General features: G+C 67.1%; 19 protein-coding genes. 8 read left to right on the top strand and 11 right to left on the bottom strand.

Going from position 1 to position 20,535, the window contains the following annotated elements; translation table 11 throughout:
* Position 1 precedes the first annotated feature (1 nt).
* The 4 genes from ACTIFJ_RS02305 to ACTIFJ_RS02290 are packed head-to-tail and all read left to right on the top strand — an operon-like array spanning position 2 to position 2,909.
* Positions 2 to 157 (top strand): hypothetical protein, encoded by a 156-nt coding sequence (locus ACTIFJ_RS02305; RefSeq protein ID WP_439532468.1) that lies wholly within the window; start codon positions 2 to 4, stop codon positions 155 to 157.
* Positions 141 to 944, top strand: coding sequence for a type III pantothenate kinase (locus ACTIFJ_RS02300; RefSeq protein ID WP_439532467.1), 804 nt, complete (start codon positions 141 to 143; stop codon positions 942 to 944). Before ACTIFJ_RS02305 ends, ACTIFJ_RS02300 begins: the two co-directional genes overlap by 17 nt.
* The gene (locus tag ACTIFJ_RS02295) at positions 941 to 2,635 is read left to right on the top strand and encodes a ribonuclease J (protein WP_439532466.1); all 1,695 of its coding nucleotides are present in this window, start codon (positions 941 to 943) and stop codon (positions 2,633 to 2,635) included. The genes ACTIFJ_RS02300 and ACTIFJ_RS02295 overlap by 4 nt, the downstream gene beginning before the upstream one ends.
* Positions 2,636 to 2,648: 13 nt before the next feature.
* Complete coding sequence (locus tag ACTIFJ_RS02290) at positions 2,649 to 2,909, top strand: DUF1467 family protein (RefSeq protein ID WP_439532465.1); 261 nt, start codon at positions 2,649 to 2,651, stop codon at positions 2,907 to 2,909.
* Positions 2,910 to 2,915: 6 nt separating this feature from the next.
* On the opposite strand, the gene ACTIFJ_RS02285 is transcribed toward ACTIFJ_RS02290, so the two are convergent.
* Together ACTIFJ_RS02285 and ACTIFJ_RS02280 are read right to left on the bottom strand one after the other, a co-directional pair.
* A complete protein-coding gene (locus ACTIFJ_RS02285; RefSeq protein ID WP_439532464.1) occupies positions 2,916 to 5,051 on the bottom strand; it encodes a hypothetical protein in 2,136 nt (711 codons plus the stop codon).
* 5 nt (positions 5,052 to 5,056) lie between these two features.
* Positions 5,057 to 5,896, bottom strand: coding sequence for a CDP-alcohol phosphatidyltransferase family protein (locus ACTIFJ_RS02280; protein WP_439532463.1), 840 nt, complete (start codon positions 5,894 to 5,896; stop codon positions 5,057 to 5,059).
* 100 nt (positions 5,897 to 5,996) lie between these two features.
* On the opposite strand from ACTIFJ_RS02280, the gene ACTIFJ_RS02275 reads away from it, so the two are divergent.
* The 3 genes from ACTIFJ_RS02275 (at position 5,997) to ACTIFJ_RS02265 (ending at position 9,202) form a co-directional block, all read left to right on the top strand.
* Positions 5,997 to 7,331 carry a CDP-alcohol phosphatidyltransferase family protein gene (locus tag ACTIFJ_RS02275; protein ID WP_439532462.1) on the top strand — a complete coding sequence of 445 codons (1,335 nt, stop codon included), beginning with the start codon at positions 5,997 to 5,999 and terminating at the stop codon, positions 7,329 to 7,331.
* Between the two features lie 67 nt (positions 7,332 to 7,398).
* Entirely contained in the window at positions 7,399 to 8,505 is a 1,107-nt protein-coding gene (locus ACTIFJ_RS02270; protein WP_439532461.1) for an inositol-3-phosphate synthase, read from the top strand.
* A gap of 13 nt (positions 8,506 to 8,518) precedes the next feature.
* Complete coding sequence (locus ACTIFJ_RS02265) at positions 8,519 to 9,202, top strand: NTP transferase domain-containing protein (protein ID WP_439532460.1); 684 nt, start codon at positions 8,519 to 8,521, stop codon at positions 9,200 to 9,202.
* A gap of 34 nt (positions 9,203 to 9,236) precedes the next feature.
* Here ACTIFJ_RS02265 and ACTIFJ_RS02260 read toward each other — a convergent pair whose 3' ends face one another.
* The 3 genes from ACTIFJ_RS02260 to gltX are packed head-to-tail and all read right to left on the bottom strand — an operon-like array spanning position 9,237 to position 13,588.
* The gene (locus ACTIFJ_RS02260; protein WP_439532459.1) at positions 9,237 to 10,808 is read right to left on the bottom strand and encodes a capsule assembly Wzi family protein; all 1,572 of its coding nucleotides are present in this window, start codon (positions 10,806 to 10,808) and stop codon (positions 9,237 to 9,239) included.
* Between the two features lie 17 nt (positions 10,809 to 10,825).
* Positions 10,826 to 12,109: a citrate synthase gene (locus tag ACTIFJ_RS02255; RefSeq protein ID WP_439532458.1), complete on the bottom strand. Its 1,284-nt coding sequence runs from the start codon at positions 12,107 to 12,109 to the stop codon at positions 10,826 to 10,828.
* A gap of 24 nt (positions 12,110 to 12,133) precedes the next feature.
* Positions 12,134 to 13,588, bottom strand: coding sequence for a glutamate--tRNA ligase (gene gltX / locus ACTIFJ_RS02250; protein WP_439532457.1), 1,455 nt, complete (start codon positions 13,586 to 13,588; stop codon positions 12,134 to 12,136).
* Between the two features lie 121 nt (positions 13,589 to 13,709).
* Between gltX and ACTIFJ_RS02245 the strand changes: the two genes are divergently transcribed.
* Positions 13,710 to 15,800, top strand: a complete 2,091-nt coding sequence (locus ACTIFJ_RS02245) for a ComEC/Rec2 family competence protein (RefSeq protein ID WP_439532456.1) — start codon at positions 13,710 to 13,712, stop codon at positions 15,798 to 15,800.
* A 3-nt stretch (positions 15,801 to 15,803) separates the two neighbouring features.
* Here ACTIFJ_RS02245 and lexA read toward each other — a convergent pair whose 3' ends face one another.
* Genes lexA through ACTIFJ_RS02215 form a run of 6 tightly spaced genes read right to left on the bottom strand, consistent with a single transcriptional unit; the run spans position 15,804 to position 20,529 of the window.
* A complete protein-coding gene (gene lexA / locus ACTIFJ_RS02240; RefSeq protein WP_439532455.1) occupies positions 15,804 to 16,457 on the bottom strand; it encodes a transcriptional repressor LexA in 654 nt (217 codons plus the stop codon).
* A gap of 35 nt (positions 16,458 to 16,492) precedes the next feature.
* The gene (locus tag ACTIFJ_RS02235; protein WP_439532454.1) at positions 16,493 to 17,698 is read right to left on the bottom strand and encodes a molybdopterin molybdotransferase MoeA; all 1,206 of its coding nucleotides are present in this window, start codon (positions 17,696 to 17,698) and stop codon (positions 16,493 to 16,495) included.
* Positions 17,695 to 18,165, bottom strand: a complete 471-nt coding sequence (moaC, locus tag ACTIFJ_RS02230; RefSeq protein WP_439532453.1) for a cyclic pyranopterin monophosphate synthase MoaC — start codon at positions 18,163 to 18,165, stop codon at positions 17,695 to 17,697. The genes ACTIFJ_RS02235 and moaC overlap by 4 nt, the downstream gene beginning before the upstream one ends.
* On the bottom strand, positions 18,162 to 18,956 hold the full coding sequence (gene trpC / locus ACTIFJ_RS02225) for an indole-3-glycerol phosphate synthase TrpC (RefSeq protein WP_439532452.1): 795 nt from the start codon (positions 18,954 to 18,956) through the stop codon (positions 18,162 to 18,164). The genes moaC and trpC overlap by 4 nt, the downstream gene beginning before the upstream one ends.
* Positions 18,953 to 19,939 carry an anthranilate phosphoribosyltransferase gene (trpD, locus tag ACTIFJ_RS02220; RefSeq protein ID WP_439532451.1) on the bottom strand — a complete coding sequence of 329 codons (987 nt, stop codon included), beginning with the start codon at positions 19,937 to 19,939 and terminating at the stop codon, positions 18,953 to 18,955. The genes trpC and trpD overlap by 4 nt, the downstream gene beginning before the upstream one ends.
* Positions 19,936 to 20,529: an anthranilate synthase component II gene (locus ACTIFJ_RS02215; RefSeq protein WP_439532450.1), complete on the bottom strand. Its 594-nt coding sequence runs from the start codon at positions 20,527 to 20,529 to the stop codon at positions 19,936 to 19,938. Before ACTIFJ_RS02215 ends, trpD begins: the two co-directional genes overlap by 4 nt.
* Between the last annotated feature and the right edge of the window lie 6 nt (positions 20,530 to 20,535).

Genomic DNA, 20,535 nt, shown 5'->3' with positions numbered 1-20,535 from the left:
GATCGAGGTTCGGCTCGGCCATGAGACGCTGGTCGGGCGGTTCGAGGGGCTGGATGCCGAGGGCGCGCTGGTTCTGGGCTTGCCGGACGGCGGCACACGGGCAATTCATGCCGGCGAGGTTTTCGGGCTGGAGGCGGACCATGCTGCTGGCGATTGATGTGGGCAACACCAACATCGTCTTCGCGATCTGCGAAGGCGAAACGATCCGCTGGCGCTGGCGCATTTCCACCGATGGCCAGCGCACTGCGGATGAATATGCGGTCTGGCTGCATCAGCTGATGGCGCTGGAAGGGGTGGAGCGGACCCATATCGGCGCCGCGATCATCGCCACAGTAGTGCCGCCGACCCTGTTCAACCTCCAGCGCCTGTGCCGCAAATATTTCGCCATCGAGGCACTGGTCGTCGATAGCCGCCTTGATTTCGGCATCGAGATTGACCTGCCCAACCCCGCCGAAGTCGGCGCCGACCGGATTGTCAATGCCGTGGCGGCGCGCAGCGGCTGGGACGGGGCGCTGATCATCGTCGATTTCGGCACCGCCACCACCTTCGATGTGGTGCGGGACAACCGCTACATCGGCGGCGTCATCGCCCCGGGTATCAATCTGTCGATGGACGCCCTATATATGGCTGCAGCGAAGCTGCCCCGCATAGCGGTCGAACCGCCCCCCGAGGGGCTGGGGGTGATCGGGCGAGACACCGTGCATGCCATGCAATCGGGTGTGTTCTGGGGCTATGTCGGCCTGATCGAAGGGCTGGTGGCACGGATCACGGGCGAACTTGGTGTGTCGGCAACCGTCATTGCGACGGGCGGCCTTGCCACATTGTTTCACCGCCATAGCCGCGTCATCGACGCCGTTGACGGCGACCTGACCATTCGGGGGCTGATGATGCTCCACCAGCGCAATGCTGGAAACCACGACCTCAACAGAAAAGAGAATGAATGAAACCCGGTAAAGAACTTATCTTCCTGCCCCTGGGCGGAAGCGGTGAGATTGGCATGAACGTCAATCTCTATGGATGCGACGGCAAATGGGTGATGGTCGATCTCGGCATGACCTTCGCCGATCCGAGCTATCCCGGCGTCGATCTGGTACTGCCAGACCTCGCCTTCATCGAGGAGCGTGCCGACGATTTGCTCGGCATCGTCCTCACCCATGGCCATGAAGACCATATCGGCGCGATCCCCTATCTCGCCGCCGACCTCGGCGTGCCGCTCTATGCGACGCCGTTCACCGCCGGCCTGATCCGCAAGAAGCTGGAGGAGGAAGGGCTGACCCGCGAGGTCAAGCTCAACATCGTGCCGCTCGGCGGCAGCCTGCAGCTTGGGCCGTTCGGCTTCCGCTATGTGGCGCTGGCGCATTCGATTCCCGAAGGCAATGCGCTGATCATCGACACCCCCTATGGCCGGGTGTTCCACACCGGCGACTGGAAGCTCGACGACCAGCCGTTGATGGGCACGCCGGCAAGCGCGGCGATGCTGACCGAAATCGGCGATTCGGGCGTGCTGGCGATGGTCGGCGACTCCACCAACGTCTTCAACACCGAGGCCTCGGGCAGCGAAGGCGATGTCCGCGCCGGGCTGCTCCAGGTGGTCAAGAGCCGCAAGCGCGGCCGCGTCGTGGTGACCAGCTTCGCCTCCAATGCGGCGCGCATCGCCACGCTCGGCCATGTCGCCAAGGAGACCGGGCGTCATCTGGTGCTGGCCGGTCGGTCGATGGACCGGATTACCGAAGTCGCCAAGGCCACCGGCTATCTGAAGGACCTTCCGCCTGTCCTGAGTTGGGACCAGGCCAGCGGCATGGCGCCCGAGAAGCTGCTTATCCTGTGCACCGGTGCGCAGGGCGAGCCGGCGGCGGCGCTTTCCCGCATCGCCGATGGCAGTCATCCGGCCCTGAAACTGGAGCCCGGCGATCTCGTCGTCTATTCGTCCAAGCAAATCCCCGGCAACGAGCTGGCGATCGGGCGGGTGCAGAACAAGCTGGCGACGCGCGGCATCGAGGTGGTGACCGAGCGGCAGGCGCATGTCCATGTCTCCGGCCATCCAGGCCGGCCCGAGCTGGAGGCCATGTACGAGTGGATCCGGCCCGAGATCGCCATCCCCGTGCACGGCGAACGCCGGCACATGGAGGAACATGCCCGGATTGCCAAGGCCTGCGGCGTCAAGCGGGCCATGGTGCCGATCAACGGCAGCGCCATCAGGCTGGCACCGAACGGCCCGCACCTGCTCGGCCATGAGAAGGCTGGGCGGCTGCTGCTCGACGGTGATGTCATCTTGCCGGCCGATGGCGCCACCATCGTCGAACGCCGGCGGTTGCTGATGAACGGCGTGATGGCGGTGGCCGTGGTGCTCGACGGGCAGGGTCGGCTGGCGGCGACGCCGGTGGTCAATGCCCAGGGCGTGCCGGTGGAAGCCGACAAGGACGCCTTCCTCGCCGAATGCGCCGAGGCCGCGGCCAAGGCCGTGCGCGGCGCCGGCGCCAATGGCGCGGCCCGGGGCGGCAAGGCCCGCAAGCCCCAGGCCAATGGCGGCGGCGATAAGCTGGAAGATGATGTCCGCGTGGCGGTCCGCCGCGTGGTGCGCGAATGGACCGGCAAGAAGCCGGTCACCGAAGTGCAGATCGTCCGCCTGACCTAGGAGTGTTGCTGCCGTGAAGCCGGTTTCGCTCGCCGCTATCTACCTGCTGTTCTGGACCCTGACCCTGTTCGCGGTGCTGCCCTTCGGGGTTCGTACCAGCCGCGAAGAGGGCCAGGAGCCGGTGCCCGGTGAAGCGGATTCGGCACCGGCCAATCCGCAGCTGGGCAAGAAGCTGCTGTGGACGACATTGATCTCGGCCGTGCTGTTCGGCCTGTTCTGGGCCAATTATGTGTTCGGCTGGCTGGAAGTCGCCGATGTCCCCGGCTGGGGCTGAGCGCCGTCAGGTCGGATCGGGTTGGGCCAGGGCGATGTATAGCTTGCCGGGGTCCGAAGCGAGCAGCGTGGCGGCCAGGGTACGGCCCTGCCGATCCTGCATGACATGGGCGATCAGCGCCTCGAAATCCTCGACATAGCGCGCCGCTTCGGTGCGGAAGGCGCGGTCATGGACGAGATGGCGGCTGATGGCGCGGCCGACGTTGCCAGAGCCATCTTCGCCGATGCCGAGTGCAAGGTGGCGCAAGAAGCGGCTGCGGTCGCCGTCCAGCCAGGCGTCATAGGCCTGGTCCTCGATGTCCAGGGCCAGCAACCGGGCCAGATCGATCGACTGGGATTGCAGGGCGGTGAGCAGGCCGGTGGCGCGCTTGACCAGGTCCATGCGGTCCCGGATGTCCAGCTCGGTCTGGCGCTTGTCGAAATGATGCTCGATGCTGCTGACCGTGCCCGTGAGGCTGAGCAGCCGCTCGCTGACACGTTCGGCTGCGGCCTGGGCGGCAGCGGCTGCCCGCGTCTGCGCCGCCTCCAGCGCCGCCAGCTCGCTGCGGATCGGCATCCCAAAGGCGGTGGCGGCGCGGGTGGTGCCGGCGCGGTCGAGCGCCGCTTCAGCCTCGGCGACGACCCCGGACAGGGTTTCGCGCATCGTCCCGGCCGCCTGGGCAGCAATCTCGCGAACCTGGCCGAAGCTGTCGATCAACTGGGTGGTGGCGGCCAGTGCCTCGTCCTCGGTGGTGCGGGTGATGCCGTTCAGGCTGGCCTCGGCACGGGCGAGATGGTCGGCAAGCTGAGCGGTCGCGGCGTCGAGCGCCGCAGCGGCGATTTCCATCCGGTGCTGCGCCGACGCCAGGGTATCGGCATTCGCTTCGATCGGCGCGGCGAGGGCGGCGGCGTCGTCATGCAGCCGGGCAAGGCGCTGGCCAAGATCATCGAGGCCAGGCTGGGCAGCGGGAAGTTGCTCGTCGAGCCGGCCGAACAACTGGCCGACATGGCTGTCGAGCGTGGCGATACGGTCGGTAATGCCAGCCAGCGCCGTATCATTATGGGCAACCGGGTCAGCGAGGCTGTCGAGCGCGGCGCGGGCATCGGCAAGACCGCCGGTCAGGGCGGTGAGGCTTTCGGTTCCGAGCGTCGTGCTGCCAGCCAGTTGGGTGTCGAACGCCTGGACCCTTTCGGCAAGCTGACCGACGAGATGACCGGCACGCTCCGCCTGACGGTCGAGGCTGGCGGCGAGCGCGGCAAGCGTCTCGGTCAGTTCGGCCAAACGGGCGGCGATGGCGCGGGCCGATTCGCCGCCGATATCGTCGATGCTGACACGGGCTTGATCGACACTGGCCAGCATGGCGCCGGCCTGCGCATTGACCCCGTCACGCGTGGCATCAAGGGCTTCGGCCGTGCGCAGCAACGCCTCGTCGACCCCGTGCCGAAGCGCTGCCAGCGGTGCCCCAAGGGCATTCTGTGCGGCCGTCGTCGCGTCGGTGATCGCCACGATGTGCGTGGCCGCTTCCGAGCCGGCGGCGGCAGCCTGGTTGCGCGCTTCGGCAAGTCGGGCGGCGAGATTAGCCAGCATGGCATCGGCATCGGCGATCTGCCCGGCCAAGGCTTGCCGAGACTGGTCGAGAAGCGCGGTCAGATGTTCGGCGGCATTGGCGGCGGCCGGCGTTTCGCTGCTCAGACGGGCGGTCGCGGCTTCGGTATGGCGGGTGGCGGCGTCGAGGCCGGTGGCGGCGGCTTCCAGACCGGCGATGCTGATCCCAAGCGCCTGGTGCTGCCGCTCCACGGGACGGGCCATGGCAGTCAACTGGCCGGCCAGATCGGCCAGCCTTCTCTCGAGGCTGGCGAGGGCTTCGGCGCCGATGTCGATTCGCTGGGCGGCGAGGCGGCTGTGCTCCTCCAGCAGCGCGGCGCGGGCGCCGCGGCGGGCGCCGGTATCGCGCAGCCGGCTGGCCACCAGCCAGAGAATGGCCAGCGGCGCGACGAAATTGAGCAGAATCCCGGCGCCCAGCGCCAGCGGGTCGAGGATTTCGGGCAGACCTATCGGCAGCAGCGGCGACATCGCGACAAAGGCCAGCACTGCCCACAACAGGCTCGCGACGCCGGCGATGACATAGGGCCAGCGCGGCGGGGTTGTCGGTTCAGGCTCCATTGGTATCAGCGTCCCCCAGATGGACCGTCTAGCATCATCGGCCCGGCCGTGGCGAGGGCGGCTTCGCGGCGGCGGATGCGGACGGCCATGATGATCGCGATCGGGGTGAGGGCGCCCAGTTCCCAATACCAGTAGAGCCGCGGGTCGCCGGCGAGGCATGCCAGGGCAATCAGGATGGTGCGGTTGTTGGCCGACAGAATGCAGAGCTGGCGGACCAGCGGCGCACTCGCCGCGAGATAGGCCGGCAGCAGGGCCGGATCGGCGGCCAGCGCATGGTCGATCTGACGTGGGCCGGCGACCTTGGCCTCGAACCAGTGATAGGGCGCTGCGATCGCCGGGCCGTGTGGCCTTGGGATCGTGACAAAAATGCCAGCCGCGCGACGCTTCCACGCGTCGCGCTCGGCCTCGTAGAATATCGATTGCATGGCGTGAGCCCCGCCGGAGACCAGCGCCAGGCTCAGTACTTCGGGCCAGTTGGGAAAGCTGAGCGCAATCGGCACTAGAACGAGGATGAAAGCGAGATAATCGCAGACCCCGTCAATAACGCGTCCGAGCGGACTGGCCTTGCCGGACGCGCGGGCGAGTTTGCCGTCAAGCCCGTCGAACACATGCCAGGCGACCATCAGCGCAAAGCCGGCGAGCACGAATCCCGGCTCCTGCCAATGCCAATAGCAGAGGCCGGCCAGGGCCCCGCAGCCCATGCCAGCAAAGGAAACCGTGTTGGGATGGATATCCAGCCGCAGTGCCAGGGGCAGTAGCCGCCACGACAGCGGATGCACGAACCACAGGTTGCTGGGATCTTCGATGGCCTCGGGGCGGGCGATATCTATGGCACTTTTATGCACGGTGCTTTTGCTATGCGCTGGCAGGATGATTTGGCAAGCGGCCTTGGCAAGCCGCCGTAACTCGCCATATGAGGCTGCGGCTGTTCGGCCAAGGAGCATAATGCACAAGATTGGCATTCTACTGGCACCGGCGGCTGATGTGGCAGGGTTGGTCGTGGCAGGTCTGTCGCTGGTCGAGCGGCAGGCGCGAACGCTGGTGCGCGCCGGTTGCGCACCTGTGCTGCTGGTCGGCGCCGAGCCGCTGACGCCGATTCCGGATGGGGTCGAAGCGGTGTCGACGCACGCATTGCATGCCCGGCTGGCGCAGGACTCGACGGCGCTGGCCCTGGTCATCGCGCCTGGCCTGGTGATCGATGAGCGCGCCGTCGCCGCCGTCATGGCGGCCGGCGCGCCGGCGATTCTGGTCAGCGATGGCACGCGTGTCACGCCACCGGGCGTCGAGCGGCTCGATGCCCATGACCTTGCCGTGGGCATTATGGCGATTCCGGTGCGGCAGCTGACCGAGGTTGTCGCCACGATCGGCGACTGGGACCTGGGGTCGACGCTGATACGGACGCTGGCCGCCGACACAAATGTGGAGCGGGTCAGGCTGGAATCGATCACGCTCTATGCACGGGATCGCCGCCGCGAAGTGCCCATGCTGTGGATGCGGCCAATGGATAACGCCAGCGCGCGGCAGGCGGGCAATTTCGTGGTTGCGCAGGCGCAGAAGGGCTGCCTCGATTGGCCGGCCCGATTCATCCATCCGTGGGTCGAAGACGCACTTGTGCGCCTGCTGGCGCCGACGCCGATCACGCCGAACATGGTCACTCTGTTCACCGCGATACTGGGGATCGCGGCCGGGGTGGCGCTGGCCACCGGTGCCTTATGGTGGGGGCTGGGGCTGGCGCTATTGTGTGGGCCGCTCGACGGCGTTGACGGCAAGCTGGCGCGGACGCGGCAGGAGTTTTCCCGTTGGGGGGACCTCGAGCATGCGATCGACAAAATTCTCGAATATGGCTGGTATCTGTGCGCAGCCTGGTGGTTCGCGGGCCAGTCGGGCTCGGCGCTGCCCTGGGCGATTGCGGCGCTGATCATCCTGCCGGCGCTGGTAGAGGCGGTTCAGGGCGAATTTTATCGCCGGATGACAGGATCGCAGCTCGATGATGCCGGCCTGTTCGAACGGCGGGCGCGGCTGGTGGCCGGGCGGCGCAACACCTTTCTCTGGACCTGGGCCGGCTTTGCCGCCTTCGGGCTATGGTTTGAAGGCTTTGTTGCGATTGCAGTTTACAGCATCGTGACGACAGGGGTGGCGCAGTGGCGCTTCTACAAGCGGCTCGGGCATTTCGCCCGCGAGGGAGATGCGCGCGTCTCCGCCAATTATGCTGCAACGCGATACGATTTTCTGGTCGTCGCAAGTCGCCCAAGTGAGCGCTTGCCCAAGGCGCGGCTGTAGTATAACCGCAACATTCGCGTCCGCCGGCCAGGCCGCGCGTTGAGGGTCTTGAAAGGATTTTTGGTAGATGTCGCTGATCCCGGTGGCCATCGTCGGCGTTGGCAACTGCGCCTCGTCGCTTGTGCAGGGCCTGTACCATTATGCCAATGGCGGTTCGAATGACGAATTGGGCCTGATGCATTGGGACCTTGGCGGCTATCGCCCCAAGGATATCGGCGTCGTCGCCGCCTGGGACGTCGATGCCCGCAAGGTCGGGCTCGATGTCAGCGATGCGATTTTTGCCAAGCCCAACTGCACCCAGGTATTCTGCGATCACGTCGATCCGACCGGTGCCATCGTCAAGATGGGCAAGGTTCTGGACGGCGTTTCGCCGCACATGGAAAAGCACCCCGAGCATCGCCGCTTCGTCGTCGCCGACGCCCCGCAGCCGACCAAGGCCGACATCGTCGAAGAACTGAAGCGCTCCGGCGCGCAGGTGATGTGCAACTATCTGCCGGTTGGCAGCCAGGAAGCCACTGAATTCTACGCTGACGCCGCGATCACTGCCGGCGTCGCCTTCGTCAACAACATCCCGGTGTTCATCGCCTCCAACCCGGTCTGGGCCGAGCGTTTCCGCGCCGCCGGCGTGCCGATCATCGGTGATGATATCAAGGCCCAGCTCGGCGCCACCATCGTCCACCGTACACTGACGGATCTGTTCGCCAAGCGCGGCGTGACGCTCGACCGGACCTATCAGCTCAATACCGGCGGCAACACCGACTTCCTCAACATGCTTAACCACGAGCGGCTCGCTTCCAAGAAGGAATCGAAGACCGAGGCCGTCCAGTCGGTGGCCCAGCATCGGCTCGACGACGAGAACATCCATGTCGGCCCCAGCGACTATGTCGCTTGGCAGAATGACAACAAGGTCTGCTTTCTGCGCATGGAAGGCCGGATGTTCGGCGGCGTGCCGATGAACCTTGAGATGCGCCTGTCCGTCGAGGACAGCCCGAACTCGGCCGGTGTGGCGATCGACATGATCCGTTGTGCGCGCGTGGCGCTGGACCGCAAGCTGGCCGGCGTCATTCATCCGCCGTCGTCCGCGTTCTGCAAGCATCCGCCGGTGCAGACCACCGACGATGAGGCGCATTCGGCGATGGAAGCCTTCATCACGGGCGACGCCGCGCTGAACTGACCCGCGGGTTCGTATGCAGGCGATCGTTCTGGCGGCCGGCATGGGCACGCGCCTGCGGGCCGTGTCCGACAGCAAGCCGCTGACGCGCGTCGGCGGTCGCCTGCTGCTCCACCGCATTCTCGACAATCTGGCGGCGGCTGGGGTGACCCGGCCCGCCGTGATCACTGGCTATGAGGGCGACCGGGTCGCCGAGGCGGCCCGCGCCTGGGGTGCGGTCGAGATTATCCATAATCCGAACTGGACGGCGCCCAATGGCGTGTCGGTGCGCGCCGCCGGTCCCTGGCTGGACGGCGTCTCGCTCCTGGTGATGGGCGATCATCTGGCGGAGCCGGCGCTCTATGCTGCCGTGGCTCGGGCCTCGCTGGCCGATGCAGGCCTGGTGCTGGGGATCGACCGTCGGCTCGGGCATGGCTGGGTGGATGAGGAAGATGTGACGCGCGTCTCGACGCGGGGCAGGCACATCCTCGCCATCGGCAAACAGATCGCCAGCTATGACTGCTACGACTGCGGGACGTTCCTGGTCACCGCCGAATTGATGGCAGCGCTCGATGGGCTCGACGCCCCGGGGCTGTCGGACGGCGTGCGTGTGCTGGCGGCGCGCGGCCGGGCCCATATCGTCGATGTTTCGGCGCATGAATGGATCGATATCGACGATCCCCGCGCCTTGCGGCTGGCCGAGGCCTGGGTAACGGGCTGACCGTCGGCACCCGGCAGAGATGCCGGAGAATTTATCAAAATCGCTGGCGCAACTGCACTTCGATCGCAGCGCGTGGCGCGCGGCGCCCGGGGGTGCTTGGGCTGTCCGATTGCCAGCGGGTTTCGACACGCACATCGCCGTAGCGGGTTGGCACTTCCGTGCCTGCGGTGAGGATGGCGAATTTTTCGGACGAGGTGGAGACGGGGTTGCTGATCTCCGGGCCCGGCGTTCCATCCGGCCGCGGCAGGATGGCAGCGGGGGGATTGCCCAGGTCGATGGTGTTGAGGTGGACCGAGCGCGCCGAGGCATACCAGCGCCGGTTACGGGTGTCGGTAATGGCGGCGTGAAGCGCGAGATTGCGGCTGTCCCCGGCCGTCCAGTGGCCGATCGGACGCCCGCGATAGGTGAAGCCCGAGGTATACAGGCTGTTGTTGTAGAAGGAGCCCGGATAGCGGGTCTGTCCGCCGGTCAGCCCCTCCAGTGGCGTGCCGTTGAACAGCGACACGGCGAGCGTATCCGAATATTCGAGCGTCGTCGTATAGCTGGCGCCCGTGCCGCCCCAGGGGCCGGCAAGCGTGAAGCCGATCAACCGGCCCCATTGCTCGAGAATGATATTGTCGAAATCCTCTGCCTCGCCCTCGAAATACAGCTTGGCGGCATGGTCGCCGAAGCGATGAGTATAGCTGATGTCGAACCCAGCCAACTGGTTGCCGGCCTGGCGCAGGAAGGCATCCTGATCACCGGGGGTAGGATTATCCAAATTACCGATTCCGATGAACGATTGGGCAATCTGCTTGAGACCGCAAGGCCGGCCCTGCCCGCAGAGCATCTGGGCCCGGTTGAGGCCGATCTCCAGCCCGCGCGCCGGGGTGAAGCCAAGCCGCGTGCCGACCGTGATCGTGTTGCGGAAATCGCGGTCCTCGTTGAGCACGCCGGCGAACAGGTCGAGCCGGACCGGGCCGAGCCAGCGCAGCACCGGGAAATCGATCGGGTCCGGGTTAAGCCGCTTGATGCCGATCTTCGGCATCGGGCGGGCGCTGTTGGAGAACAGCAGGGCGCCGTCGACACCGGGCCCGAACCATTGCTCGGTATTGCCGCCGTACAGTGCCCAATTGCCGAGACGGAGCGTCACCTGGCTTGGCTCCAGATGCCAAGAGCCGCTGTTCTGGTTCGAGCGGTAGCCGGCACCGATAGAGACGCTGAGAACATCGCCATTCGCCTCGGCCCGCAGGCTGGCGTCGCCGCGGCCACGGGCCAGATGGCCGAAATCGCGCGCCACCGACACTTCGTTGGTGGCGGCTATCCGCGCCTCGACAGCCACCGACTGTGCCGCAAAGGCCCCGAGCCGATCAAGCCGATTAACCGCAGCCTGGAGGTGCGCCGGCAATACCCTGCCATTACGGGCGCGGGAAACGCCGGCGTCGATCTGTGCCCAAGGCAGCGGCCAGCTGTCGATCGGCCCGGTGATATAACCGGCGGCGGCAAGCATCGCCACATCCTGCCGAAGCTGGCGGTCACCGACATCGGCAAAGGGCGACGCAACAGCGGAAACCGCCAACCCCAGCGCGATGACGGCGGCAAGCCGTGGAATGAAACGCAATGCCACGGCTGCCTGCCTTCGGCTCAGCGCTGGCCGAACGGCACGTAATCGCGCTGGGCCGGGCCGGTGTAGAGCTGGCGAGGACGACCGATGCGCTGGTCATTGTCCTCCATCATCTCGGTCCACTGAGCAATCCAGCCAGCGGTACGGGCCAGCGCGAACAGCACGGTGAACATCGATGTGGGGAAGCCGATCGCCGACAGGATGATGCCCGAATAGAAATCGACATTCGGATAGAGCTTCTTGTCGACGAAGTACGGGTCGTTGAGCGCGATCTGCTCGAGCTCGCGTGCGACATCAAAGATCGGGTCGTTGATCCCCAGCTTGTCTAGCACGGTCTTGGCCGACGCCTGGAGGACCTTGGCGCGGGGATCGTAATTCTTGTAGACGCGGTGGCCGAAGCCCATCAGCCGGAACGGATCATCCTTGTTCTTGGCGCGGGCGATATATTCGGGGATGCGGTCCGGCGTGCCGATCTCGCGCAGCATGTTGAGCGCCGCCTCGTTGGCGCCGCCATGCGCCGGGCCCCAGAGACATGCAATGCCGGCCGCGATGCAGGCGAACGGATTGGCGCCCGACGAGCCGGCGAGGCGCACGGTCGAGGTGCTGGCGTTCTGCTCATGGTCGGCGTGCAGGATGAAGATCTTGTCGAGCGCGTCCTCGATGACCGGATCGATGACATAGGGCTCGGCCGGCACACCAAAGGTCATCCGCAGGAAGTTGCCGGTGTAGGACAGCGAATTGTCCGGATAAAGGAACGGCTGCCCGACGCTGTACTTATAAGCCATGGCAGCAATCGTCGGCATCTTGGCGATCAGCCGATGCGAGGCGATGACGCGCTGGCGCGGATCATGGATGTCGGTCGAGTCATGGTAGAAGGCCGACAGCGCGCCGACGACGCCGCACATGATCGCCATAGGATGGGCGTCACGGCGGAAGCCGCGATAGAAGGTAGCCAGCTGCTCATGCACCATGGTGTGGCGGGTGATCAGATATTTGAATTCATCGAAATCCGGCTGGGACGGCAGATCGCCGTTGAGCAGCAGATAAGCGACTTCGAGGAAGCTCGACTGGGTGGCCAGCTGGTCGATCGGATAGCCGCGGTGCAGCAGGATGCCTTGGTCGCCATCGATATAGGTGAGCTTGGATTCACACGCCGCTGTGCTGGTGAAGCCCGGATCATAGGTGAAGCGACCCGTCTGGGCGTAAAGTTTGCGGATATCGACGACTTCCGGGCCTACCGTGCCCGGCACCACCGGATATTCCTTTGTCTCGCCATCCAGCGTGATCTTTGCAGTGTCGCTCATCCCTCAAGCCCTTTCGGTTTTTTCTCAATTGGTTGCAGATGATATGGCGTCGTCGAAGCGGTCCAGACTTTCCTGCCGGCCCAGCGTTTCCATGACTTCAAAAAGACCAGGAGACTGGGCGGCGCCGGTCAATGCGGCGCGCAGCGGCTGGGCAATCTGCCCCAGTTTCAGCGCTTCAGCGTCGGCAAGTCCTCTCGCAGCCTGTTCAAGCCCGGCCGCCTGCCAGGGCGAGACGTCAGCAAGCACCGCGCGCGCCCGGGCAAGCAGGCCCGATGGCGCGGACGCTAGCAGCTTTTTCGCCGCATCGTCCATGGGAATTGGGCGACTGCGAAGGTAGAACAGCGCCGATGAGGCCAAACCATTGAGATCAGAGGCCCGTTTTTTGAGTTCGGGCATGCTGCGATGCAGCAGATCACGATCCTGATCCGTCAGAGGACGCTCAAGCAGGACCTCGATGCGCGGGCCAACGAGGCTGACGAGCCGGGCGTCATCGGTGGCGCGCAGATAATGGCCGTTGACCGATTCAAGCTTCTTCTGATCAAATCGCGACGGCGATCGGCCAACCGCCTCGAGCGTGAACCAGTCGATCGCCTGTTCACGGCTGATGAACTCGTCGTCGCCATGCCCCCAGCCAAGGCGCAGCAGATAATTTTCGAGTGCCTCGGGCAGCACCCCCATCTCGTCGCGATAGGCATCGACCCCAAGCGCGCCGTGACGCTTGGAAAGCTTGGCGCCATCTGCGCCATGGATCAGCGGAATATGCGCATAGACCGGCTCCGGCCAGTTGCCCTCGACCGCGTCCATCGCCCGGATCAGCGCCAGCTGGCGGAACGCATTGTTGAGATGATCGTCGCCGCGGATGACATGGGTCACCCCCATGTCATGGTCATCGACGACCACCGCCAGCATATAGGTCGGCGTGCCGTCCGAGCGCAGCAGCACCATGTCGTCGAGCTCGGCATTGGCGACGGTGACCGGGCCCTGAACCTTGTCGTCGATCGTCACCTCGCCGGTCTGCGGCGCCTTGAGACGGATGACATGGGGCTGGTCGGCCGGGCCGTCGGTACGATCTCGCCAGCGGCCGTCATAGCGCATCGGGCGCTTTTCGGCGCGGGCCTTCTCCCGCATCTCGTCCAGCTCTTCGGCGGTCGCATAGCAGCGATAGGCATGGCCGGCGGCGAGCAGCTGATGCGCCACCTCGGCATGGCGGGCAGCGCGGGCGAACTGGTAGACGATCTCGCCATCGGCATCGAGGCCGAGCCAGGACAGGCCATCGAGAATGGCGGCAATCGCCGGCTCGGTGGAGCGGGCGCGGTCGGTGTCCTCGATGCGGAGCAGGAACTTACCGCCATGATGGCGTGCAAACAGGTAGTTGAACAGCGCCGTCCGGGCGCCACCGATATGCAGGAAACCGGTCGGCGAGGGCGCGAAGCGGGTCACGACCTGGGGGTTACGGGCGGAAGGGGAGCTTGCGCCCATGGGCGGAATGTCCAATGCTGCGATACGGTTGTGGGGCAATTTCTCGACGATGGCAGAGCCGGTCGCCGCGCTGACTAGCAGAAGCCTCGGAGCGGTTCAAACCGCACCGGGCACAGGGGATATGGATCGCCTCGCCCAACGGGTGGCCGGCGTGCTCGACGCCGAGCGCGAGAACCTGCCGCTGTGGTTGCCGGTGGCCCTTGGCGCCGGCATCGCTGCCTGGTTCCTGCTGCCCTGGGAGACACAGCGTCTTGGACTGGCCGTGGCACTTGTCGGTGCCGGCCTTTCGCTCGCCCTGCTCGGGCGGCGCTCGCCGGCCGTGCTGGCGCTGGTGATGGCCGGCGGCATGGCAGCGGCGGAGTGGCGGTCCACTCAGGTCGCGCATGTCGTGTTGCCGGCGCGCACCGTCGCCGGGCTGACGGCACAGGTGGTTGCCGTCGAACCGCGCCAGGCAAGAGACCAGCTTCGCCTGATGCTCGATGTCGAGGCGTGGGATGTGCCCGATCCCCGGCTGCCGTCCCGGGTGCGACTGACGCTGCGCGGGGCTGCCGCCGAGCGGACGACCGAGCAGCCGGGGTTCGGGGTCGGGGCGAGGCTGCAGGCGCGGGCGATGCTGTCGCCGCCGGCCGGTCCGGCAATGCCCGGCGGCCATGACATGGCAAGAGCCCTGTGGTTCGAAGGGGTGGGCGCCACCGGGCTGGTCGCGGGCGACCCGCACCTGCTGGCGCCGGCGCGGGCACCCGAGCGACTGATGGCTTGGCTGGCCGAGGCCCGGTTGGCGCTGTCGGCGCGGATTCGCGCGGCCGTGCCCGGAGACGCGGGCGCGGTGGCGGCGGTATTCGTCACCGGCGAGCGCGGCGCGGTGCCGCTCGATACGGCGGAGGCGGTGCGCAATGCCGGGCTGGCGCATTTGCTGTCGATCTCGGGCCTTCATATCGCGGTGGTCGTCGGCGGCGTGATCCTGCTGGTTCGGCGGCTGCTCGGGCTCTGGCCCTGGCTGGCGCTGCGTCTGCCGGTGCGCACGCTGGCGATGGCCGTCGCCGCGCTGGCCGGCCTCGGCTATACATTGCTGGCCGGCAGCGAGGTGCCAACCGTGCGGTCGATGATCGCCACCCTGATCGTGCTGCTTGGGCTGCTGGCGGGGCGCGAGGCAATATCGCTGCGCCTGCTGGCGGCGGCCGCCTTTGCGATCCTGCTGGTCCGGCCCGAGGTACTGCTGGGGCCGAGCTTCCAGATGAGTTTCGCCGCGGTCGGCGGCATCATCGCACTATATGAATCGGCTTGGGGCAAGCGGTTGCTGGCTCCCCGCGAAAACGGCGGCTGGTTTGTGTCGACATTGCCAACAGGCCTGCTGGCACTGCTCGCGACGGGTCTGGTCGCGGAGATGGTGCTGGCGCCGATCGGACTGTTCCATTTCCAGCAGGCTGGCCTCTATGGCGTTGCCGCCAATCTGCTTGCGATCCCGCTCACCAGCTTCGGCATCTTGCCGGCGCTGGGGCTCGGGATGGTCGGCGACGCGTTGGGGCTGGGCGCGGCCGCCTATGCGCCGGCCGGCTGGCTGGTGAGCCTGCTGCTCAAGCTGGCCGCCGCCGTTGCCAATACCCCGGGGGCCGTCGCCCGATTGCCGATCATGCCGGATCTCGGCTTTGCGGCGCTGGTGGCGGGGGGACTGTGGCTGATGCTCTGGCGCACCCGCTTGCGCCTGCTGGGCGTGCCGCTGATCGTGACGGGCATTGTCATCGCGATCGGCAGCCCGCCGGCCGATGTGCTGGTCAGCCGGGATGGCCGCCATGTCGCGCTGCGGCTCCCCGATGGCGAACTGGCGTTCCTGAGGCCGCGTGCGGGGGTATTCCTGCGCGACAGCTGGGGCGGCGCGCTGGCGGCGAAGGGTGAGGGCCGGTCCTTCGACCAGTTGCCAGGCATGCGGTGCAGCCGAGACGCCTGCTTCGGACCGCTGCAAGGCGCGCGCGGCGGCCAGATGACGCTGCTTGCCACCCGGTCGCGGGACTGGCTCGCCCAGGCCGACATGGCGCCGGCCTGCGCGGCGGCCGATATCGTCGTCAGCGAACGCCAGTTGCCGGACTGGTGCCGGCCGCGCTGGCTCCGCCTGGGTCACGACGAGCTTGAGAGACGCGGCGCCGTGGCGATCTGGCTCGATCGCGGCAAGCTTGTCGGTACCCGCGACAAGGCTGGCGATCGGCCCTGGGGTTGAGCGTCAGTGGTAGCGGCGCAGCAGGCCGGCCAGACGACCCTGAACGCGCACCTGATCGGGCCGATAGCGCTGCGGCTCGTGCGTCGGGTTCGCCGGATCGAGCCGGATCATGCCCTTTTCCCGCCGCAGATATTTCAGCGTCGCCTCGCTGTCATCGATCAGTGCCACGACAATGTCGCCGTCCCGCGCGTCCTCGCAGCGGCGGACCAGCGCATAATCGCCGTCGAAAATGCCGGCATCGATCATCGAATCCCCGGACACTTCCAGCGCATAATGGTCGCCCGGGCCGAGCAAGGCGGCAGGCACCGCCAGGGTGCGGTCCGATTCCAGCGCCTCCAACGGCAGGCCGGCGGCAATGCGGCCGTGCAGCGGCACCGAGACACTGTCATTGGCGGGCTCCGGCAAAGCGGGCCGCGGCTTTACAGCCATCGCCGGCGCCATGGCATCGGGCAGCCGCAACACCTCCAGCGCCCGGGCGCGGTTGGGCAAGCGGCGGATGAAATGCCGCTCTTCGAGCGCATTGATCAGGCGGTGGATACCGGACTTGGACCGCAGGCTGAGCGCGTCCTTCATCTCTTCGAAGCTGGGGGAAACACCGTCAGCCTTCAGCCGATTGTCGATGAAGCTGAGAAGCTCCTGCTGCTTGCGCGTCAACATGGCGATCCCCATGAAATGGAACACATGTGGAACGATTAGGCAACATCGGAGAACATGTCAAGCAGGATGCAGCGCACTGTTTCGCCCGGTGCCGCCGCTTCCGATAGCGCATCGCGCACGATCAGCGCATCGGCCTCGGCAAGCCGGGACAGCTGGGCGCTGTCCTGGGTGGTCAGCGGCTCAACGGCGCCATCCGCCCGCAGCCTGGCGCGGACATAATGGCGCCGGGGGCCGGTGGCCAGCATTGGTACCGCGAGCCGGCGATTGACCTCGGCGATGGCGGGATCGCGGCCGCCGAGCTGGCGCAGCAGCGGTGCCGCGAACAGCAGCGTGCAGACATAGGCCGAGACCGGATTGCCCGGCAGCCCGATGATGCGGGTGGCGCCCAGCCGCCCGGCAATAAGCGGCTTGCCCGGCCGTAGCGCGATTTTCCAGAAATCCAGCGTCGCGCCGAGATCCGAGAGCGCCGGAATGATCAGATCATGATCCCCCACCGAGGCACCGCCGATGGTGATCAGCAGGTCGGTCTGGGGCGCCGCGGCGGCGATGGCGTCGGCGATCGCCTGCCGGTCGTCGCGCAGGATGCCGAGATCGGTGACCTCGGCGCCGCTTGCGGCCAGCAAGGCGGAAAGCATCACGCCGTTCGAGCTGACGATCTGGCCGGGGCCGGGCAGCGTGCCGGGCGGCACCAACTCGTCCCCGGTGGCCAGCAGCGTCACGCGTGGCCGCGGATACACCTCGGCGGCGCCATGGCCGGCAGCGGCGGCCAGGCCCAGGTGGCGCGCGTCGAGCCGCGTGCCGGCGGGGATCAGCGTGGCGCCTTCGCCAAAATCCTGCCCACGCGGCCGAATATGGGCGCCCCGCCGCGGCGGTCCTTCGCCTCGCAGCGTCGCATGGGTCTCGGTGGCGCTGATCTCTTCCTGAACGATCACCGTATCGGCACCGTCGGGCAGCGGCGCGCCGGTAAAGATGCGGACCGTCTCGCCGCGTGCCAGCGTGCCGGCAAAGCCATGGCCGGCCGACGCCGCGCCGATGATGCGAAACGGCCCCGGCATGTCGGCCCAGCGCACCGCCCAGCCATCCATGGCACTGGCAGCAAACGGCGGCTGGGTCAGGCGCGCGAGCATCGGGGCGGCAAGCACCCGGCCTGCGGCGGCGGCCAGGGCAATGGTTTCCGCCGGTCCAGGCGCGGCGCCCGCGAGCAGGCGGTCGCGCGCAGTGTCCGGATGCAGCAGCGTCATGGCAGACGCACGTCGCCCGATCGGCCGCCGGTCTTCTCGCGCAATCTGATGTCCGAGATGATCATGCCTTTGTCGATCGCCTTTGCCATGTCGTAGAGCGTCAGCAACGCCGCCGACACCGCCGTCAACGCTTCCATCTCCACGCCGGTTCCATGGGTGGTGATGACGGTCGCCCGGGCGAGCAGCCCGCTGGCCTCGAATTCGAGATCAAGGCTGATCGCGTCGAGCGGCAGCGGATGGCAGAGCGGGATGATCTGGGCGGTCTGCTTGGCCGCCATGATGCCGGCGATCCGCGCGGTGGCGAGCGCGTCTCCCTTGGCGAGGCTCTGGCTGCGGATTGCCTCAAGCGCCTCCGCCTTCATGGTGATCCGGCCCTCGGCAACGGCACGGCGCTTTGTTGCCGCCTTGTCCGAAATATCGACCATATGCGCCGCACCCGAGGCATCGAGATGCGTCAGTTGGCTCACGCCAGCAGCGCCCGTGTGGCGGCGGTGATGTCCGGCTGCCGCATCAGCGATTCCCCGACGAGGAAGGTCCGGATGCCGGCCGCGCGCAGCGCTGCCAGCTCGGCCGGGCCGGACAGCCCCGATTCAGCCACCAGCGTCCGCGCCGCGCCGGCCGGCATGGTGGCGGCGAGATCGAAACTGGTCTGGAGATCGACAGCGAGCGTCTTCAGATTGCGATTGTTGATGCCGAGCAGCGGCGTCTTCAGCGCAAGCGCTCGGTCGCGCTCACCAGCGTCATGAACCTCCACAAGCACATCGAGCCCGAGATCATGGGCATAGGCCTCAAGATCAATCGCCTCGGCGTCAGACAGCGCGGCCATGATCAGCAGGATGCAGTCGGCGCCGATGGCCCGCGCATTGGCGATCTGCCAGCGGGTGACGAAGAAATCCTTGGCCAGCACCGGCAGCGCGCAGGCCGCCCGCGCCTCGACCAGATAGGCGTCGCCGCCCTGGAACCAGCGCTCCTCGGTAAGCACCGAAAGGCAGGTCGCGCCGCCGGCCGCATAGGCGCGGGCGATGTCGGCCGGCACGAAGTCGGCGCGGATCAGCCCCTTGGACGGGCTGGCCTTCTTGACCTCGGCAATCAGCCCGACACGGTCCTGCGCATGGGCAGCATGGAGCGCGGAAATGAACCCCCGCGCCGGCGGCGCCGCATGCGCCGCGGCCTCCCGCTCGACCAGGCTGTGCGCGGCGCTCAGCGCGGCGACGCGGCTGCGCTTGTGGTCGCAGATCAGGGCAAGGGTATCGGTCATCGAAAGGCTTTCCAGCGGGCGAGCGTATCGGCAGCGGCGCTGCTGTCCAGCGCCTCGGCAGCGTGTCGCGAGGCCTCGGCCAGCGTCTGTCCGGGCCGGGCGACGGCCAGCGCCGCCGCGGCGTTGAGCACGACAATATCTCGATAGGCATCCTGCTGCCCGCCGAGCAGCGCCACCAGCCGCGCCGCATTATAGGCTGGATCCCCCCCGACCAGCGCGCTCGCCTGGTGTCGGCCAAGGCCGGCATCTTCGGGCCGGATCGTTCCCGGCGTCAACGCCCCATCGGCTACCAGAATTGTCTCGCTGTCATCGCTCACCGCCAGCTCGTCGAAGCCATCGCCATGGATCACCAGCGCCCGGACACTGCCGAGCGCCGCCAGCGCCCCGGCCATCAGCGGCAGCGCCTGCGGGGCGAACACCCCGACCAGCTGGCGCTCGACACCCGCCGGATTGGCCAGCGGCCCCAGCATGTTGAAGATCGTACGGCGCCCGAGCGCGCGGCGCACGGGAGCCACTCGCGCCATCGCCGGATGGTGGCGCGCCGCATGGAGAAAGGTGATGCCGACTGCATCGAGGCAAGGCCCGAGCCGGTCGACCGGCAGCTCGGGCACCCCCAGCGCGCCAAGTACGTCGGCAGCCCCGCTTGCCGAGGAGGCGGCACGATTGCCATGCTTGGCCACCGGCACGCCGCAGGCGGCAACGACAAGGCTGACCGCGGTACTGACATTGAGGCTGTGCTGGCCGTCGCCGCCGGTGCCGCAGACATCGATGGCCTGCGGCGCCTGCGGGGCATAGCTCTGCCGGGCGCGCAATGCCCGGGCGGCGGCGGTGACCTCGGCAACCGTCTCGCCACGATCGGCCAGTGTTGTCAGGAAAGCCGCCAGCGGCGCATCCTCGACCAACCCGTCAAGGATATGGGCGAAGGCGGCCTCCGCCTCGTCCGGTGCCAGCGGCCGCCGGGCATCGGGCAGCGCCCGGCTCATGCCGGGATCCGATGGGCGATGCCGGCGAGTGCGAGAAAATTGCCGAGCAGCGCATGGCCATGCTCCGTGGCGATGCTCTCGGGATGGAACTGCACGCCGTGCAGCGGCAACGTGGCATGGTGCATGCCCATGATCAGCCCCTCGGGGCTGGTGGCATTGACGACCAGCGTCCCGGGCAGGCTTTCCGCCTCGACGATCAGGCTGTGGTAGCGGGTCGCGAGATAGGGGTTGGGCAGCCCGGCAAAGACGCCGGTGCTGGTGTGGCTGATCGCGCTGGTCTTGCCATGCATCACGGCCGGAGCCCGTATGACACGGCCGCCGAGCGCCTGGCCGAGTGCCTGGTGGCCGAGGCAGACGCCCAACAGCGGCAGCCGCGCCTCGGCGGCGGCGGCGATCAGGTCGAGGCATATCCCCGCCTCATTCGGCGTACAGGGACCGGGCGACAGCAGCAGCGCCTGGGGCCGCATCGCCATCGCGTCGTCGACGCTCAGCGCATCGTTGCGCACGACATGCGTCTCGGCGCCCATCTCCTCGAGATAATGGACGAGATTGAACGTAAAGCTGTCGTAATTGTCGATAACGAGGATCATGGCGAC

Origin of the sequence: Polymorphobacter sp., from assembly GCF_051860865.1 — a bacterium.
In the GTDB taxonomy this organism is placed as follows: Bacteria; Pseudomonadota; Alphaproteobacteria; order Sphingomonadales; family Sphingomonadaceae; genus Sandarakinorhabdus.
This window is presented reverse-complemented; position numbering and strand designations above follow the sequence as displayed.

What these genes read in the sequence shown, in the direction of transcription:
- ACTIFJ_RS02255 (WP_439532458.1), bottom strand. Translation starts at nt 12,109, where the DNA reads ATGAGCGACACTGCAAAGATCACGCTGGATGGCGAGACAAAGGAATAT.
- ACTIFJ_RS02235 (WP_439532454.1), bottom strand. Translation starts at nt 17,698, where the DNA reads ATGACGCTGCTGCATCCGGACACTGCGCGCGACCGCCTGCTCGCGGGC.
- gltX (WP_439532457.1), bottom strand. Translation starts at nt 13,588, where the DNA reads ATGGGCGCAAGCTCCCCTTCCGCCCGTAACCCCCAGGTCGTGACCCGC.
- trpC (WP_439532452.1), bottom strand. Translation starts at nt 18,956, where the DNA reads ATGACCGATACCCTTGCCCTGATCTGCGACCACAAGCGCAGCCGCGTC.
- ACTIFJ_RS02275 (WP_439532462.1), top strand. Translation starts at nt 5,997, where the DNA reads ATGCACAAGATTGGCATTCTACTGGCACCGGCGGCTGATGTGGCAGGG.
- ACTIFJ_RS02245 (WP_439532456.1), top strand. Translation starts at nt 13,710, where the DNA reads ATGGATCGCCTCGCCCAACGGGTGGCCGGCGTGCTCGACGCCGAGCGC.
- ACTIFJ_RS02295 (WP_439532466.1), top strand. Translation starts at nt 941, where the DNA reads ATGAAACCCGGTAAAGAACTTATCTTCCTGCCCCTGGGCGGAAGCGGT.
- trpD (WP_439532451.1), bottom strand. Translation starts at nt 19,939, where the DNA reads ATGAGCCGGGCGCTGCCCGATGCCCGGCGGCCGCTGGCACCGGACGAG.
- ACTIFJ_RS02285 (WP_439532464.1), bottom strand. Translation starts at nt 5,051, where the DNA reads ATGGAGCCTGAACCGACAACCCCGCCGCGCTGGCCCTATGTCATCGCC.
- ACTIFJ_RS02265 (WP_439532460.1), top strand. Translation starts at nt 8,519, where the DNA reads ATGCAGGCGATCGTTCTGGCGGCCGGCATGGGCACGCGCCTGCGGGCC.
- ACTIFJ_RS02270 (WP_439532461.1), top strand. Translation starts at nt 7,399, where the DNA reads ATGTCGCTGATCCCGGTGGCCATCGTCGGCGTTGGCAACTGCGCCTCG.
- ACTIFJ_RS02300 (WP_439532467.1), top strand. Translation starts at nt 141, where the DNA reads ATGCTGCTGGCGATTGATGTGGGCAACACCAACATCGTCTTCGCGATC.
- lexA (WP_439532455.1), bottom strand. Translation starts at nt 16,457, where the DNA reads ATGTTGACGCGCAAGCAGCAGGAGCTTCTCAGCTTCATCGACAATCGG.
- ACTIFJ_RS02215 (WP_439532450.1), bottom strand. Translation starts at nt 20,529, where the DNA reads ATGATCCTCGTTATCGACAATTACGACAGCTTTACGTTCAATCTCGTC.